Annotated in this window: 12 protein-coding genes; 5 read left to right on the top strand and 7 right to left on the bottom strand. The window is 72.3% G+C overall.

Annotated features, from left to right (window positions below):
- Positions 1-63: 63 nt before the first annotated feature.
- The 4 genes from ACZ5GH_RS07315 to ACZ5GH_RS07330 all read right to left on the bottom strand — a co-directional run bounded on the left by ACZ5GH_RS07315 (position 64) and on the right by ACZ5GH_RS07330 (position 2,875).
- Positions 64-597, bottom strand: coding sequence for a class IV adenylate cyclase (locus ACZ5GH_RS07315; protein WP_387750646.1), 534 nt, complete (start codon positions 595-597; stop codon positions 64-66).
- Positions 584-844 carry a hypothetical protein gene (locus ACZ5GH_RS07320; RefSeq protein WP_387750643.1) on the bottom strand — a complete coding sequence of 87 codons (261 nt, stop codon included), beginning with the start codon at positions 842-844 and terminating at the stop codon, positions 584-586. The genes ACZ5GH_RS07315 and ACZ5GH_RS07320 overlap by 14 nt, the downstream gene beginning before the upstream one ends.
- A 339-nt stretch (positions 845-1,183) precedes the next feature.
- Positions 1,184-2,152 (bottom strand): hypothetical protein, encoded by a 969-nt coding sequence (locus tag ACZ5GH_RS07325; protein ID WP_387750640.1) that lies wholly within the window; start codon positions 2,150-2,152, stop codon positions 1,184-1,186.
- A gap of 159 nt (positions 2,153-2,311) precedes the next feature.
- Positions 2,312-2,875 carry an ATP-binding protein gene (locus tag ACZ5GH_RS07330; RefSeq protein ID WP_387750638.1) on the bottom strand — a complete coding sequence of 188 codons (564 nt, stop codon included), beginning with the start codon at positions 2,873-2,875 and terminating at the stop codon, positions 2,312-2,314.
- Positions 2,876-3,063: 188 nt separating this feature from the next.
- Between ACZ5GH_RS07330 and ACZ5GH_RS07335 the strand changes: the two genes are divergently transcribed.
- Both ACZ5GH_RS07335 and ACZ5GH_RS07340 read left to right on the top strand, forming a co-directional pair.
- Positions 3,064-4,440, top strand: a complete 1,377-nt coding sequence (locus ACZ5GH_RS07335) for a Tat pathway signal protein (RefSeq protein ID WP_464333746.1) — start codon at positions 3,064-3,066, stop codon at positions 4,438-4,440.
- Between the two features lie 40 nt (positions 4,441-4,480).
- On the top strand, positions 4,481-4,969 hold the full coding sequence (locus ACZ5GH_RS07340) for an SAM-dependent methyltransferase (RefSeq protein ID WP_387750633.1): 489 nt from the start codon (positions 4,481-4,483) through the stop codon (positions 4,967-4,969).
- A 467-nt stretch (positions 4,970-5,436) separates the two neighbouring features.
- On the opposite strand, the gene ACZ5GH_RS07345 is transcribed toward ACZ5GH_RS07340, so the two are convergent.
- Complete coding sequence (locus ACZ5GH_RS07345; protein WP_387759932.1) at positions 5,437-8,292, bottom strand: DEAD/DEAH box helicase; 2,856 nt, start codon at positions 8,290-8,292, stop codon at positions 5,437-5,439.
- A 422-nt stretch (positions 8,293-8,714) separates the two neighbouring features.
- On the bottom strand, positions 8,715-9,923 hold the full coding sequence (locus ACZ5GH_RS07350; RefSeq protein WP_387759920.1) for an aminotransferase class V-fold PLP-dependent enzyme: 1,209 nt from the start codon (positions 9,921-9,923) through the stop codon (positions 8,715-8,717).
- 53 nt (positions 9,924-9,976) lie between these two features.
- Between ACZ5GH_RS07350 and ACZ5GH_RS07355 the strand changes: the two genes are divergently transcribed.
- Complete coding sequence (locus ACZ5GH_RS07355) at positions 9,977-12,043, top strand: S9 family peptidase (protein ID WP_464333747.1); 2,067 nt, start codon at positions 9,977-9,979, stop codon at positions 12,041-12,043.
- 186 nt (positions 12,044-12,229) lie between these two features.
- A complete protein-coding gene (locus ACZ5GH_RS07360) occupies positions 12,230-14,611 on the top strand; it encodes an immune inhibitor A domain-containing protein (RefSeq protein ID WP_464333748.1) in 2,382 nt (793 codons plus the stop codon).
- A gap of 250 nt (positions 14,612-14,861) precedes the next feature.
- Here the strand turns inward: ACZ5GH_RS07360 and ACZ5GH_RS07365 are convergent, their stop codons facing one another.
- Positions 14,862-16,244 (bottom strand): MFS transporter, encoded by a 1,383-nt coding sequence (locus ACZ5GH_RS07365; protein WP_464333749.1) that lies wholly within the window; start codon positions 16,242-16,244, stop codon positions 14,862-14,864.
- Between the two features lie 48 nt (positions 16,245-16,292).
- Between ACZ5GH_RS07365 and soxR the strand changes: the two genes are divergently transcribed.
- Positions 16,293-16,766 carry a redox-sensitive transcriptional activator SoxR gene (gene soxR / locus ACZ5GH_RS07370; RefSeq protein ID WP_387759915.1) on the top strand — a complete coding sequence of 158 codons (474 nt, stop codon included), beginning with the start codon at positions 16,293-16,295 and terminating at the stop codon, positions 16,764-16,766.
- Positions 16,767-16,809 lie beyond the last annotated feature (43 nt).

Genomic DNA, 16,809 nt, shown 5'->3' on the forward strand with positions numbered 1-16,809 from the left:
ATGGTCCGGTCCCGGACGACCCTGACCGCAGGACGCTGGGTAGCTGACAAGGCTTCTCTCCCGTCACTCGAACGTGAGCCGGGGGGTCGACTCGATGTCGATCCCGTACCGGTGGTAGACCTTGGTCGTGTTCTCGCTCGTCAGCTCCTCGAGAGGGAGCTTGAGCGCGAGGGCGGTCGCGTGGACGTGTTCGGCGCTGTCGCCCTCGATCTCCACGTAGGGGGGAATCAGCGGCCAGTGGTCGATCTCGACGGCCGCGCCGGCCAGCCTCCACGAGGACCGACGGTTCTCCTGGTAGGCCTTCGGCTGGTAGCCGAGCTTGCCGAGGAGCGCGTTGGTGACGTCGAAGTCGCCGACGGTCGTCTCCGTCTCGGTCACGCCGTCGATCGCGTCGGAGTGGATCTCCTTGACGCACAGGGTGACGTCGGTGCCGGTGTCCCGCAGCCGGACCCACGCGCCCGGTCGGCCGGGGATGTCGTAGACGTAGCGGCGCTGGAACCGGTCGACCAGGTGCTCGGCCCCGGCCTCGGCCAGGAGCGCTCGCATCGCCTCCGGCTCGATGTTGAGGACCTTTGCCTCGAACTCAATTGCGGTCATGGAACGTTGCCTTCCTCGATGCGGTACGAGCATGCGAGCGCACGGTGTCGGCGATACCGCGCGCCACCTCCTCGGGCGGGCGGTCGGTGCCGTCCACCGGCAGCAGGCCCAACGCCCGGTACACACGGGAGCTCTCGGCCACGTTCGGCTCCTCGCGCTGGTGCCAGCAGGTCAGCGTTCCTTGTTCGGCGCGCTGATGAAGACGCTCCTGCCGTACGCGGTCGTCCACTTCCAGGAGGATCGGCACGTCCGGAACGAGGACCCCGTCGGGATACGCCGGCACGCAGTCCGTGCCCCATCGCCCTGTGCGTGGCGATCGTGCGCGGGAAGTAGGACTCGACCACCACCGTCCGACCGGACTCGATGAGCGCCCGGGCGGTCTCGGACTTGATGTGGTTGGCCATCATCCACCAGTGGAACCGCGCCGGCAGGGTGCCGACGGCGTCCACCTCCGCACGCGTGCGGGGGAACGTCGACAAGGTGCCGTCGGTGACGTGAACACCGTTGACGAGGGCGGCGACCAGCGGGGCGATGGTGGTCTTCCCGCTCGCGCTGAGACCGTCGATGGTGATGAAGAGTCCTCGGGTCACGTCCATGTGAACTCCATTCGTGGCCCCCAGTTCCACGGGGCCGGGCGGGCTCCGCGCAGGCATGCGACGCGGTGGGCGGCCTCCCGGAGGGTGTTGGCATCGAGGTGAGCGCGGCGCACGACGTCCATCACCGCAGTGAGGACGACGACGTCGCGTACGACCTGGTAACCGGACCAGGCGCCGATGTAGGGGTGAGCCGGAGCCTGGTCCTGACGCTCATAGGAGAGGTAGGTGTCGGCGTAGAGCCGGTGGTCCTGACGCCGGCCGATGAGCAGCTCGCTGCGCCAGCGGGCGGCGACCAGGTCCCACTCGCGGTGGCCGCGCGTCAGTGGGCGGCGCAGCAGGAGCCCGACGTGGACGCCGTCGTCGTGACAGGGGACCATGCCGAGGGCGCCGAGGATGACGGTGTCCGGTGTCGGCCAGTCGAGGTAGTCCCACTCTTCGCGCAGGCCAGCCGCGTGCTCGCGCAGGAAGCGGCGGGCGGTCTCGTTCAGCGGAGCGTCGTCCAGGCCGTCCAGCAGCCCGGCGAACGGGTCGTGCTCCCTGAGCCATGGGGCCGTCCCGGGGTCGATCCGATGGGTGAGGGCGGTCACCCATCCGGAAAGGGACGTGTCGGCGCTCGGTGCTCCTGGATCCTGCCAGAAGGTCACGGCCCGGCCTTCGGCGGTCGCGCGGACGTCCGTGTACCAGGGGGAGGTGACGGCGACCTGGTGCTGCCGCAGGAACTGCACGCCCTTGATGAGCGCCCAGGCCTCGTCCGGGTCGGGGTGCACGATGGCGAGCGCACGGGAGTCGGGCAGCGACCACAGGTGGTTCGGGCTGTCGCTGACCAACTCGGCCTTCGCGACGTCGTCACCGGTGAACACGCAGGCCTGTGTCAGGGCCTCGAAGGAGGCCGCGATGTCCAGCCTGCGAGCCGGGGTGGCGGTCTTGAGCAACAATCTGGTGCGCAGTCCGATGCTCACAGCGCAGTCCTCGGGTGGGCGTAGGTGGATGGAGCGAAAGGGAGATCGGTCCGGGAGGCCCCAATCCCATGGGGCCTACCGGGCCGCCGGCATTGGGAAGTCTGGTGGTGTCGCCGGCGCGAGGCGCCTTCGGGCGTCACCTGCGGACCAGCAGGTTGTCTACGCCGGTATCCGGTCGAACGTCGGACGCTCGGGCAGCCTGCCGCCGGCGGTCCGGTGGCGGAAGTCCCGCACGGCGGTGTCCGAGCGCGGCCCCCTGACCCGCTGGCCGATCTGCTCGGTCATGGCAGCCGCCACCATCGAATCGGGCAGCTCGATCTCCGCCCAGATCTCTTTGCCACCCTCGGGGAGGTCCTCGATGCCGACCCGGGACGCAAGCGCCGTGACCAGTCTCAAACCACGGCCATGGGTGGCCCCGTTGCTCGCCTGCCGGTACTCGGGCCTGCCGTCACCCGGGTCGGTCACGGACACGCGCAGCACGCCCGGGGCATACGTCAGAGAGGCCGTCAGCTTCACGCCCGGCTGGTCGCCGCCACAGCCATGCAGGACGGCGTTGGTGCCGAGTTCGGACAGAACGAGTTCCACGTCGCCCAGCACGCCACCGCGCTGCCGGTCGTCCAGGCCGAGGAGCGGCACGGCCGTCCTGGCCCAGTGACGGAGTTCGCCGATCCGTTCCCGTTCGGCGGGGAACCTCGTCGTGATGATGCGTGATCCAGGCTCCATGGGGGCGCCTCACTCACTCGGGTAGGTCTGTCGGAGGTCGGGCCGCGCTGTTGCCCCAATGACGGGACGTTCGCAATGCGGCCTGCAACTGCCTTGCACGAACAGCAAACCGCCCAAGGTGGCTGGGAGTAAGGTGTTAGCCACCGTCCGTTGTTGAACCGGTTAAACGGCATCGCCAGGAGACCCTCATGGGGCGTACTCGCCAACCCAATGAGCGGCTGGGACAGCTCATCCGGGAAGCAGGCCGGCCGAACGAAGCCCTCGCCCGGGCCCTGTGCGCCGTCGCGGCCCGCCACAACGATCCGGCGCGACCGAGCCGGGTGTCCGTCACGCAGTGGGTCCGCCAAGGCGTGACGCCCTCCGGGAACATCCCGCAGTATCTCGCCGAGGTGCTCACCAGTTGGCTGAACCGTGACATCACTCTGGCGGCAATGGGTCTCGGCAACGAGCAACCGGACCTGCGCGACTGGAACTTGGATACGCTGAAATCCCTGGCGGCTCTTGGACGGATCGACGTTGACGTGGAACGCAGACAGCTCCTCCGCACCCTCACGTACTCACTCGGGGCGCTGAGCATCCCGCCGGACAGTTGGTGGGAACACATGGCCCGGACCGGCAGCCGCGGCGTTACGCAGCGCCGCGCCGGTCAGGCCGACGTCGATGCCGTCCGGGAAATGGCTGGACTCTTCTCCCAACTCGACCAGCGCCGAGGTGGCGGCCACGGACGGACAGCCGTCGCGCAGTATCTCCTCACCGATGTCGGAGAGTTCCTGCACGGCACTTTTGCCTCCGACCAGATTCGGCGCGACATGTTTTCCGCTGCCTCGGAACTCGCTTACCTGGCCGGGTGGACAGCGTTCGACAACGGCGAGCACCCCATCGCCCAGCACTACTACACCGTCGCCGTGAAACTGGCGGCCGAGGCCGACGACCCCGCGATGGCCGGCCACGTCCTCCGCGCCATGGCCCACCAGGCGGTCGACCTCCGAAAGCCTCACCACGCGGTCAAGGTCGCCGAAGCTTCCGTGGCCGGCGACAGGTACGGGCTCGCCAGCCCGCGCGAACGCTCGCTGCTCGGCGTCGTCCACGCGCGCGCCCTGGCTGCGGCGGGGCGCACCACTGAGGCGAACGCCGCGCTACTCCGGGCCGAACGCGACCTGTCCGCGGCCTCCCTTGGCGACGACGAACCAGGCCGGGTGTTCTTCTTCGGCGAGGCCTCCTTGGCGCACGAGACCGCCTCGGCGCTGCGCGACCTCGGCGATCTGGACGGTGCAGCAAGGCAGTTCGCACGCAGCGTCGCGACACGACAGGCCTCCTCCTTCACCAGGACCCATGCCGTTACTCTTGGCCACCTGGGCCTCGTGAAAGCCCGGCAGCATGCCATTGAGGAGGCTTGCACTATCTGGTCGCGGTCACTTGACGCCATGCAGACTGTCCGATCGGCCCGCACCCGCGACGTCGCCCTGCAGATCCGCAGCGCGTTGTCTCCCTACCGCGGACGGAGGCTGGCGACCATCGACGTCGTCGACAGGCGTGCCGCTGAGTACCTGGCAACCACCATCTGACCCGCCGTCCCGGTGGGTTCGTTCACAGGAGGGGAAGCACGTGGGTGACGCCTTCAGCGTGGAAGCGCTCGGGCACGTTGTGGGAGGCCGAACGGAGCCGACCGATGACTACTGGGGAGGGACGCGGGCCATCATCCGGCTGGACGGCGACAGGTTTCCGCTCGACGCAACGAAGGGACTGGAAGAGTTCTCCCACCTCGACGTGATCTTCCGGTTTCACCGGACCGACCCGACCGACCTGAACTTCGGTGCGCGCCGCCCCCGGGACAACCCGGACTGGCCCGAGGTCGGCGTGTTCGGCCACCGGAACATGCGACGCCTCAACTGGCTCGGGTCCTCCCGCTGTCGACTCGTCAAGGTCGACGGCCTGGACCTGCACGTCGAGGACCTTGACGCCATCGATGGCACCCCGGTCATCGAAGTGAAGCCGTGGTTCGAGGAGTTCGGCCCGCGCGGAGAGGTTCGCCAACCCGCGTGGACCACCGAGATGCTCCGCGACTATTTCGCCCCGGCACCACCCACGGCCTGACGATAAGCATCGCCCCGTTTATTTCGGCTGCCTCCTCTCCGTGAGAAGTCGACCACATCGGCTTCCCCTGCAACCCCCTTCCGTTGCCGCTTCGGCCCCGCCGAACCGGCAACGGCTTGGAACGTCGCTTGTGCCGTCTCCATGGCTCTGCCCCCGCCCTCGGCGGGGGCAGAGCCATCTTTCTTCTGCGCAGGAAGTCGGCTGGACCGACTTCCTGCGCAACGCCGTGGAAGCCCGAGCGGCGAGGCAAAGCCGAAGCTGCACGGTGGGGGGTGGGGGGTGGGGGGTGGGGGGTGAAGCCGCCAAGGCCGCAGGCCTGGCGGCTTCACCCCCCACCAAAGATTTCTTCGGAAGCCGCCGGGGTTGTGGGGCACCGGCAGCTTCCACTTGTTCATCGCGGGGAGAGTCGGGAAGCCGAGGGGCCCGCCGCGCTCGGGGAGCGCGGCGGGCCCCTCGGGGGTGGCCGGTCAGCCGACGGAGGAGTAGGCGATGATGCCCCGGCGGAGGCCGTCGACGGCCTTGCGGGCCGTCCGGCGGAGTTCGGCGTCCTCGCCGGCGGCGTCCTGGATCTGGCCCAGGACGTCGATCAGCTGCTTGGTCCAGCGGACGAAGTCGCCGGCCGGCATGTCGGCGTCGCGCAGCACCTGGTCGAGGTTGTGGCCGAGCGCCCAGCGGTAGGCGACCCAGGCGAAGCCCAGATCGGGCTCGCGCTGGCCGACGCCCTCGGCGGTGTTGATCCGGTGCTGCTCCTCCAGGGCGTCCAGGTGGCCCCAGATCCGGACCATCTTGCCGAGCGCCTCCTTGGCCGCGCCCTCCGGCACCCGGGGGGCGCCGGCGTCGTCGGACTGGCGGGCCTCGTACACCAGCGCCGAGGCGCAGGCGGCGAGTTCGGCGGCGGCCAGGCCGCTCCAGACGCCCTCGCGGATGCACTCGGAGGCGAGCAGGTCGAGCTCGCCGTAGAGCCGGCCGAGCCGCTTGCCGTCGTCGGTGACGGTGTCGCCCTGCAGGTAGCCGAGGTCGGTGAGCAGCGCGCAGACCCGGTCGAAGGTGCGGGCGATGGTGTGGGTGCGCGAGCGCATCCGGCGTTCCAGCAGCTCGGTGTCGCGGTGCAGCCGGTGGTAGCGCTCGGCCCAGCGGGCGTGGTCCTCCCGGTCGGAGCAGCCGTGGCAGGGGTGCTGGCGCAGTTCGGTGCGCAGCCGGGTGATCTCCGGGTCGTCGGCGGCGGCCGCGCGGCCGCGCCGGAACCGCTCGGGCTCCAGGTGGCCGGCCTTGGTGCGCAGTGCCGAGGCGAGGTCGCGCCGGGACTGCGGGCTGCGCGGGTTGAAGGACTTGGGGATGCGGACGCGTTCGATCGCGGCGACCGGGTGCGGGAAGTCGATCATGGCGAGCCGCTTGACCTGCCGCTCGGCGGTGAGCACCACCGGGCGCGGGCCGTCCTGGAAGTCGGGGTGGCGCGGGCCGCCCCGGCCGGAGCGGTGGACCGGCGGCAGGCCCGGGTCGAGGACCAGGGCGAGGCCGGCGAACTTGCCGGTGGGCACGTGGATGACGTCGCCGGGCTTGAGCTGCTCGATGGACTCGACGGCGGCCGCGCGGCGCTGGCTGCTGCCCTCGCGGGCCAGCTCGTTCTCGCGGTCCTTGAGCCGGCGGCGCAGCTCCATGTACTCGTCGAAGTCGCCGAGGTGGCAGGTCATCGACTCGCGGTAGCCCTCCAGCCCCTCCTCGTTGCGCTGCACCTGGCGGGCGATGCCGACCACCGAGCGGTCCGCCTGGAACTGGGCGAAGGAGGTCTCCAGCAGCTCGCGCGAGCGGTGCCGGCCGAACTGGGAGACCAGGTTGACGGCCATGTTGTAGGAGGGCCGGAAACTGGACTTGAGCGGGTAGGTGCGGGTGCCGGCCAGGCCGGCCAGCGCCTCCGGGTCGAGGCCGCGCTGCCAGAGCACCACGGCGTGGCCCTCGATGTCGATGCCGCGCCGCCCGGCCCGGCCGGTGAGCTGGGTGTACTCGCCGGGGGTGATGTCGGCGTGGGTCTCGCCGTTCCACTTGACCAGCTTCTCCATGACCACCGAGCGGGCGGGCATGTTGATGCCGAGCGCCAGGGTCTCGGTCGCGAAGACGGCCTTGACCAGGCCCTTCACGAAGAGCTCCTCGACCACCTCCTTGAACCGGGGCAGCATCCCGGCGTGGTGGGCGGCGATGCCGCGCTCCAGCCCGTCCAGCCACTCGAAGTAGCCGAGGACGTGCAGGTCCTCGTCGGGGATGTCGGCGCAGCGCTCCTCGACGATCGCCCGGACCAGGGCGCGGTCGGAGTCCTTGTTGAGCCGCAGGCCGGAGCTGAGGCACTGCTGGACGGCGGCCTCGCAGCCGGCCCGGCTGAAGATGAAGGTGATCGCGGGCAGCAGGCCCTCGGCGTCGAGCCGGTCGATGACGTCCACCCGGCCCGGTGTCCAGACCCGGCCGGGACGGCCGTTGGGCATCGAGCGGCCCCGGCCGCGGCCGAAGCGGTCGCGCGGGTTGCGGTCGAGTTCGGAGCGGGCGAGCCGGACCAGCTCGGGGTTGACGGCCTTGCCGGGGTTCTTCAGGTTGTTCTTGGGGCGGCCGTCCCGGTCGGGGTTCGCGAACAGGTCGTACATCCGGTTGCCGGCCATCACGTGCTGCCACAGCGGCACGGGCCTGGTCTCGGAGACGATCACCTTGGTGCCGCCGCGCACGGTGTCCAGCCAGTCGCCGAACTCCTCGGCGTTGGAGACGGTCGCGGAGAGCGAGACGAGGGTGACCGACTCGGGGAGGTGGATGATGACCTCCTCCCAGACGGCGCCGCGGAAGCGGTCGGCGAGGTAGTGCACCTCGTCCATCACGACGTAGCCGAGGCCGTCGAGCGTGCTGGAGCCCGCGTAGAGCATGTTGCGCAGCACCTCGGTGGTCATGACCACCACGGGTGCGTCGCCGTTGACGGTGTTGTCGCCGGTGAGCAGGCCGACCTTGGCGGCGCCGTAGCGCTTGACCAGGTCGCCGTACTTCTGGTTGGAGAGCGCCTTGATCGGCGTGGTGTAGAAGCACTTGCGGCCCGCGGCCAGGGCCAGGTGCACGGCGAACTCGCCGACGATGGTCTTCCCGGAGCCGGTGGGGGCGGCGACGAGGACGCCGGATCCGGCCTCCAGCGTCTCGCAGGCCTCCAGCTGGAAGTCGTCCAGCGGGAAGTCGTACAGCTGCTGGAAGCCGTACAGGGCGGTGGCCTGCTCCTGGGCCCGGCGACGGCTGGCCGCGTACGCCTCGGCGGGGCTGAGCTCCTGGTCGCCCTGGGGCTCTGGATCGGGGGTGTTCATCGCCGTCCGGGTGTGGTTGGTGTGATCTCGCATCTCAGCGAGAGGTTACCCGGCGGGACTGACATCGATAGCACCGTTTTTCCGTGCGACGAGATCGCCCCCGGGGTCGCTCCCGAGGTCACTTCCCTCTCAGATCCATAGTGGCAAATGTCTTCGAGTGATCGGGAGGGGCCAGGTCCGAACGTCTCCGGTCATTCCCGGTGGCATCCGGTGGTTGCTCCCCACCGTCGTCGTCACAGCCGCGGACGGGCGCGGAACGAGCCGCGGATCAGCCGCCGACCCACGGGAGGACAGCCACGATGGCGAACCCCCCGCCACCGGCTCAAGCAGATCGAAGCCGCGCTGGAGACCCTGAACCGGGACCGACCCCGGGAAGGGGCCCGTGGCGACGGGGGCACGGGCGGCCCGGGCCGCCCGACCGCCTACCCGCGCAGCAGCTCCGCCAGCCCGTCCGCCAGCCGCTCGTACTCCCCCGGCCGGTTGTACAGCTGCGCGCTGACCCGCAGCACCCCGCCGCCGGCCCACGGGCGGACCGCGACCCGGGTGCCGAGCCGGCGCCACACCTCGGCCATCAGCGCCTTCACCTGCGGCTCGGTCTCGCCGTACCCGGCCGGCAGCCGGACGGTGCGCATCCACACCCCGGGCGTCGCGGGCAGCGCCGGCAGGCCGGCCCGCTCGACCAGCGCCCGGTGGCCGTACCCGGCGAGGGCGGTGTTGTGCGCGGCCACCGCGGCGCGGCCGAGTCCGCGGAGCAGTTCGAAGCCCGCCGGGGCGGCCAGCCAGGGCGTGTAGTCGCAGGTGCCGCGCCACTCGACGTTGCCCGGGAAGCCGCCGTCGTGCTCCCAGGAGAGCGCCAGCGGGCGCACCCGGCCGGTCCACTCGGGGCGGACGGCGAGCACCCCGGTGGCGCGCGGGGCGAAGGCCCACTTGTGCAGGTTGCCGAACCAGAAGTCGGCGTTCGGGTCGATCGGGGCGGGCAGCATGCCGGGGGCGTGGGCGCCGTCCACCACGGTGGTCACGCCGCGGGCGCGCAGGTCGGCGAGCAGGGCCGGGCCGGCCACCAGTCGGGCGGTGGGCGAGGTCAGCTGGTCCAGGACCGCGACGGTGGTGCGCCCGTCCACGGCGGCCAGCACCGCCTCCCGGACGGCCTGCTCGTCGGGGGCGTCCAGCGGCACCCGGGCGACCACCACCTCGGCGCCCGTCTCGGCGGCCTTGCGGGCGGCCGCCCGGGTCACCGCGCCGTAGCCGTGGTCGGTGACCAGGATCCGGTCGCCGGGCGCGAACGGGATGCTGTCCAGGGCGATCGCGGCGGCCTCGGTGACGTTGGCGACCAGCGCGAGCCGGTCCGGGTCGGTGTCCAGCTCGGCTGCGATCAGGGCGCGGGCGGCGGCGATCCGGGCCGGGAGGTCGGCGAAGAAGCCGTCCGGGTCCCGTTCGTGCTCGGTGCGCAGCCGCTGCTGCGCCCGCTGCACCGGGAGGGGCACGGCGCCGAAGGAGCCGTGGTTCAGATGGGCGGTCCCCGGGGACACACTGAACAGTCCGTCGGCGGCGGGCAGCGGTGCCGGGGGTTCGACGGTCCGCAGGTCCTCGATCACGGTTTCCTCCGCTTGCACCAGACTGATGTGTGACATTTCACATGACAGACTACTGGTCGGGACACGCACCTCGCGACCACCATCGGGCCGTGACCATCACCGACGCCTTCCTTGCCCTCAGCGCCCGTACCGGTCGGTTCACCTTCGGCGCGCCGCGTGCGTTCACCCTCGCCGAGGACGGTACCCGGCTGCTGCTGCTCCGCTCGACCGGTCCGGAGGATCCGGTCGACCGCCTCCACCTGCTGGACACCACCACCGGCGAGGAACGGCTGGTCGCCGACCCGGCCGCGCTGCTGCCCGGCCGCACCGGCCGGCGCGACGACCTGCCCGCCGTCGAGCGCCGGCTGCGCGAGCGCACCCGGCTGGTCGCCGCCGGCATCGGCACCTACGCCGCCACCGCCGACCTCGCCACCGCCGTCTTCACCCTGGACGGCCGGCTGTTCCGCACCGACACCGCCGCCGGCACCAGCGACGAACTCCCGGTCGCCGGGCCCGCGTTCGACCCCCGGCCGGACGCCACCGGGCAGCGCGTCGCCTACGTCGCCGAGGACGCCCTGTACGTCACCCCCGCCCTCGAACCGTTCTCCCCCGCCGACGGCGCCCGCTGGGGCGTCGCCGAGTTCGCCGCCGCCGAGGAGCTCGGCCGCGCCCGCGGCCACTGGTGGCGCCCGGACGGCGGCGCGCTGCTGGCCGCCCGGGTGGACGAATCCGCCGTCCCCCGGCGGTACTTCGCCGACCCGGCGCACCCCGGCGAGGCGCCCGAGGACTTCGCCTACCCGCAGGCCGGCGGCCCCAACGCGGACGTCCAGCTCTGGGTGCTCGGCCTCGACGGCACCCGGGTCCGACTGCGCTGGGACGCCGAGGAGTTCCCGTACGTCTGCGCCGCCTCCTGGGCCTCCGCCGAGGAGGTGCTGCTCACCGTCGCCGACCGCCTGCAGCAGACCGTACTGCTGCTGAGCGCCGACCCGGCCACCGGCGAGACCGGTGAACTCTCCCGCACCACCGACGAGTTCTGGGTGGACGACCTGCCCGGCACCCCCGCCCGGCTGGCCGACGGCCGGCTGTTGACCGTCCACGACACCCCGCAGGCCCGCGGCCTCGCACTGGACGGCAAGCCGCTGGACACCACCGGCCTGCAGATCCGCCGGGTGGTCGGCCGGCTGCGCGGCCGGCTGCTCTGCGAGACCGGCGAGGGCGACCCCTTCGACCAGTACGTCCACCTGATCGACCCGGACGGCGGCGAGCCCGAGCCGCTCACCCCCGGCCCCGGCCTGCACTCGGCCCTCGCCACCGCCGACGTCCTGCTGCTCACCTCGGCCACCGCCGACGGCGTGCGCCGCGTCGTCAGCCGCGACGGCCGCGAGCTGCCGCTCACCGACCGCAGCGCCCCGCTGCCCCACCGGGTGGAGCCTCGGCTCGCCCGGGTCACCGAACGCGCCCTGCCCAGCGCCGTGGTGTACCCGCGCGACCACGTCCCCGGCCGGCGGCTGCCCGTCCTGCTGGACGTCTACGGCGGGCCCGGCTACCAGGCGGTGGCCGCCGAGCCGCGCCGCTGGCAGCTCAAGCAGTGGTGGGCCGACCAGGGCTTCGCGGTGGTCACCGTCGACAACGGCGGCACCCCGTTCGTCTCCCCGGACTTCACCCGGACCATCTTCCGCCGCTTCTCCCGGGTGGCGCTGGACGACCAGGTCGACGCCCTGCACGCGCTCGCCGAGCGCCACCCGGACCTCGACCTCGGCCGGGTCGGCGTGCGCGGCTGGTCGTACGGCGGCTACTTCGCGGCGCTCGCCGTACTGCGCCGCCCGGACGTCTTCCACGCCGCCTGCGCGGGCGCCCCGCCCACCGACTTCCGGCTCTACGACACCGCGTACACCGAGCGCTACCTCGGCCTGCCGCAGGACAACCCCGAGGGCTACGCCGACGACTGCCTGATCACCGACGCGCCCGGCCTGAGCAGGCCGCTGCTGCTGATCCACGGGCTGGCCGACGACAACGTCCACCCCTCGCACACCCTGCTGCTCTCCCAGGCGCTGACCAGGGCCGGCCGCCCGCACAGCGTGCTGCCCCTGCCCGGGGTCACCCACATGACCCCGGGCGGACTGCTGGAGCAGCTGGCGCAGGCCGAACTCGCCTTCCTGCGGGCCTCCCTGGGGTGATCCGTCGCGCCGCCCGGGCCCGGTGAGGAGAGGGCGCCGCCACCCCGAGGGTGCGGCGCCCTCTCGCTTGCTCCCGACCCCTTCACGTAATCCGTGACATGTGAAATATTACCTGCGCTTCAGCTACCGACCCCGGAGCACCGGAACACCCTCCGAAGCACCCCATCCCCCGAAAGGACCGGTCAGTTGCGCAGACTGTCCGCGGCCCTCGCCGCCGCGCTCACCACGAGCGCGATAGCGGCCACCCTGCTGGGCACCCCCGCCCAGGCCGCTCCCCCCGCCACCCTCACCGCCACCGCGGCCGCCGAGTCCGCCCAGCAGGGCGCCGAGGCCCCGCCCGCGCCGATGGCCCCGCAGGAGCGCGAGCGCCAGGCCCTGCGCGGCAAGGCCCTGGAGCAGCTCAACAAGGGCGCGCTCGACCAGGGCGCCGCCGCCAAGTCCGCCGCCAAGCGGGCCCCGGCGAAGGTGCGGATCGGCGACGACTACGTCCAACTCGCGCACCAGCGCACCGACAAGGTCTTCGTGATCCTCGCCCAGTTCGGCGACCAGGTGGACGACACCACCCAGTGGAACGGCCAGCCCCGCTACGGCGGCACCCCGGGCCCGCTCCACAACCGGATCCCCGAGCCGGGCAAGGACGACAACCACACCCTGTGGTCGGCGGACTTCGACCGCGCCTACTACCAGAAGCTGTTCTTCGACGACACGCCCGGCACCGTGTCGATGCGCAACTACTACCGCACCCAGTCCTCCGGCCGGTACGACGTCGAGGGCACCGTCAGCGACTGGGTCACCGTCCCGTACAACGAGGCCCGCTACGGCAGCAACAAGGGCCCGCAGGGCTCCGGCGCCTGGACGCAGGGCCAGGAGTTCATCCGGGACGCCGTCAAGGCCTGGTACGACGGCGAGATCGCCAAGGGCCGTTCCGCCGCCGACATCAGGGCGCAGCTCGCCCAGTACGACGTCTACGACCGCTACGACCACGACAAGGACGGCGAGTTCGGCCGGCCGGACGGCTACCTGGACAACGTCGTCGTGGTCCACGCGGGCGTGGACGAGACCTGGGGCGGCGGCGCCCAGGGCGCCGACGCGCTGTGGGCGCACCGCAGTTGGGCCTTCCCGGACGCGACCGGGCAGACCGGCCCGGAGGGCAACCGGATCGGCGGCGCCCCCGTCGGCGACAGCGGCCTGTACGTCTACGACTACGTCCAGGGCGGCGAGAACAGCGGCGTCGGCCTGTTCGCCCACGAGTACGGCCACAACCTCGGCCTGCCCGACCTGTACTCCACCACCGGCGGCGACAACAGCGTCAACTTCTGGTCGCTGATGTCCTCCGGCTCCTACCTCGGCAAGGGCCCGAACACCACCGGCGCCTACCCCGGCGACCTCGACGCCTGGAGCAAGCTGCAGTTCGGCTGGCTCGACTACGACGAGGCGCAGGCCGCCACCCGCTCCACCCACGCCCTCGGGGTCAGTGGCTACAACACCGACCAGGCCCAGGCCGTCCTCGTCCACCTGCCCGACGGCACCACCCGCACCGACCTCGCCGACCCGTACGAGGGCGGCAGGCAGTGGTGGAGCGACACCGGCGACAACCTCGACAACTCCCTCGCCCGGGAGGTCGACCTGCGCACCGCCGTCGGCCCGGCCGCCCTGGACGCGGCGGTCTGGTACGACACCGAGCAGGACTACGACTTCCTCACCGTCGAGGCCTCCACCGACCAGGGCCAGCACTGGACCGCCCTCGGCGGCACCGTGGACGGCGCCCCGATCGGCAGCACCAACGCCAACGTCCCCGGCCTGAGCGGCAGTTCCGGGAGCTACAAGCAGCTGCACATCCCGCTGGACGGCTACCTCGGCCGGCAGGTCCGGCTGCGCTTCCACGTCACCTCGGACGGCAACACCCACGGCCGGGGCGTGCTGGTGGACGCCGTGAAGGCCACCGCCGGCACCGCCGTGCTGTTCGCCGACGGCGCCGAGAACGGCACGGACGGCTGGACGGCCAACGGCTTCACGGTCATCACCGGCCGCACCGCCGTCAAGCAGCACCCGCGCGCCTACCTCGCCGAGAACCGCCGCTACACCGGCTACGGGGCGTTCCTGAAGACCGGCCCCTACAACTTCGGCTACACCGGCGTCGCGGGCAAGGCCAACGTGGTGGACAACTACCCGTACCAGGAGGGCGTCCTGATCTGGCTGTGGGACACCTCGTACGGTGACAACAACACCAAGGACCACCCCGGCGGCGGGCTGATCCTGCCGATCGACGCCCGCCCGGCGCCGGTCCGCTTCGCCGACGGCACGCTGGTCAACGGGCGGGCGCAGACCTACGACGCGACCTTCTCCCTCAAGCCGACCACCGCGTTCACCCTGCACAAGGGCGGCGTCGCGGTGCGCGTGCCGGCCAAGCCGGCCGTCCCGGTGTTCAACGACCGCACCGGGGTGTACGGCGACGCGGCCACGCCGCAGCTGACGGTGAAGGTGCCGGACACCAACACGAAGATCGAGGTGGTCCGGGAGTCCCAGGGCGGGAGGATCACCACCGTCCGGGTGGGCCCCGCCTCCTGACCCCACGGCCTGACGCGGCCTTCTGAGCCGACCGGCCGGCCTGACCGGCCTGACGGACCGACCCGACCGGCTCGACCCGCTCGACCGGCCCCTCGGAACGCGCGAAACGGCCCCGGATCCCCCCGACGAAAGGGATCCGGGGCCCGCTCGTGCGCCCGGAGGCAGTCCGGTGCCCCTCAGCGCCCCGGGCCGCGGGCGGTGCGCGCGGCGGTGGCCACCCCGAGGACGGTGATCGCGGCGATCCCGAAGGTCATGTAGCGGGCCGCGTCGACCGGGCGTCCCCGCCCAGGTTGACCAGGGTCCCGGCCAGCGCCGAGGTCACCGAGAAGGCGATCAGCTGGGTGGTGTTGATCGCCGCGGCCGCCTTGCCGCCCTCCGCCGGATCGTCGCTGCTGCGCATCGCCGCCACGCTCAGGTGCGGGAAGGCCAGCCCGATCCCGGTGCCGGCGACGAACAGCGCCGCCGCCCACAGCACCACCCGGAGCCCGGAGGCGTGCCCGGTCTGCGACAGCCCGTAGACCAGCAGGCCGCCGACCAGCACCAGCGGGGCGGTGCGGACCGCCAGGGCCCGGCCGCGGGCCGACTCGATCCCCACGCTGAACAGCTGGGCGGTGGTCCAGCCGGCCGAGACCGCGGCACCGAGGAATCCGGCCACCAGCGGGCCGAGGCCGCCCAGCTGCTGGCCGAACAGCGGGATGAAGTTCTCCGCCACCACGCCCGCGCAGAGCACCGCGACGGTCAGGTAGAGCCACTTCAGCGGGCTGCCGGCCCGGTAGGTCTGCTGCGGCAGCACCGTCGCCGCCGCGCGGCGCTCGACCGCCACGAAGCCCGCCAGCAGCGCCACACCGGCGAGCAGGCAGACCGCCGTCGGCCAGCCGCCCGGCACGGTCGAGCTGACGCTGAAGGCCGCCGCCGCCAGGGTGAGCAGCAGCAGCGAGGGCATCGGCACCGGGCCGCTGCCGTGCCCGTCGCCGGAGCGTCCGGGCAGCACCCGGCGGGCCAGCAGCGCCAGCACCAGCGCGGCGACCAGCAGCAGGACGTACGCCCCGCGCCAGGCGCCGAGCTGGGCGAACAGCCCGCCCAGCGACGGTCCGACCAGGGTGCCGACGCCCCACATCGCGGAGACCAGCCCGGCCGCGCGGGTCCACAGCCGCTCCGGCAGGGCGCCGCGGATCACGGCGTAGCCGAGCCCGGCCACCAGCCCGCCGCCGAGGCCCTGCACCACCCGGCCGAGGATCAGCGCCGCCATCGACGGACTGAGCGCGTTGAGCACCGCGCCGGCGCCGAACACCAGGAAGCCCAGCACGTAGGCCCGGGCGGCACCGAGGCGGTCCAGCAGCCGGCTGACCAGCATCGAGGCGATGACGGCCGCCATCAGGAAGCCGGTGGCCACCCACGCGTAGTACCGCTCGCCGCCGATGTCGGCGACGATCGAGGGCATCAGGGCGGCGGTGAAGTAGAGGTTCATCGCGTACAGCGCGACGCCCCCGGCCAGGATCGAGGCGGGGGCGGCGTACCGGCGGGAGAAGAGTTCACGCCACCCGCCGCAGGCCCCGGCGGTCGGCGTCTTTGCCGGGTAACCATCCAGCTCGGCAGCGGTGGTGGCGTTCTTGACGGCAGCTGATTTGGTCACGTCCGGTACGCTAGGACTTCAACAGAACTTGAAGTCAAGGAGCCCGCCATGACCACCGCGCCGGTCGATCTGCTGAGCGTCGGCGAGGTGGCCCGGCGGGCCGGGATCGCCACCTCGGCGGTGCGCTTCTACGAGGACCAGGGGCTGATCTCCTCCGAGCGCACCACGGGCAACCAGCGGCGCTACCGGCGGCACGTGCTGCGCCGGATCTCGCTCATCCTGGTCGCCAAGCGGCTCGGCATCCCGCTCGCCGAGGTCGCCGAGGTCTTCACCGGCCTGCCCGAGGACCGGATGCCCGGCAAGCACGACTGGGAGCGGATCTCCCGGCGCTGGGCCGAGCAGCTGCGCGCCCGCCGGGCCGAGCTGGAGCGGCTGGAGGACGAGCTGACGGGCTGCATCGGCTGCGGCTGCGTGTCGCTGCGCCGCTGCCGGGTGCTCAACCCGGGGGACGAGCTGGCCGCCGAGGGCCCGGGCCCGCGCCGGCTGCTGCCGGAGGAGGGCCTGCTGCCCGTCGAGGAGTGACCGGGCCGAGGAACGACCGGGCCCAGGAACGACCCGGACGGGG

Source organism: Kitasatospora sp. Xyl93, from assembly GCF_055383135.1.

Bases quoted from the DNA above. Each gene is read 5' to 3' on its own strand.
- ACZ5GH_RS07315 (WP_387750646.1), bottom strand. From the start codon at position 597: ATGACCGCAATTGAGTTCGAGGCAAAGGTCCTCAACATCGAGCCGGAG.
- ACZ5GH_RS07330 (WP_387750638.1), bottom strand. From the start codon at position 2,875: ATGGAGCCTGGATCACGCATCATCACGACGAGGTTCCCCGCCGAACGG.
- ACZ5GH_RS07335 (WP_464333746.1), top strand. From the start codon at position 3,064: ATGGGGCGTACTCGCCAACCCAATGAGCGGCTGGGACAGCTCATCCGG.
- ACZ5GH_RS07345 (WP_387759932.1), bottom strand. From the start codon at position 8,292: ATGAACACCCCCGATCCAGAGCCCCAGGGCGACCAGGAGCTCAGCCCC.
- ACZ5GH_RS07350 (WP_387759920.1), bottom strand. From the start codon at position 9,923: ATGTCACACATCAGTCTGGTGCAAGCGGAGGAAACCGTGATCGAGGAC.
- soxR (WP_387759915.1), top strand. From the start codon at position 16,293: ATGACCACCGCGCCGGTCGATCTGCTGAGCGTCGGCGAGGTGGCCCGG.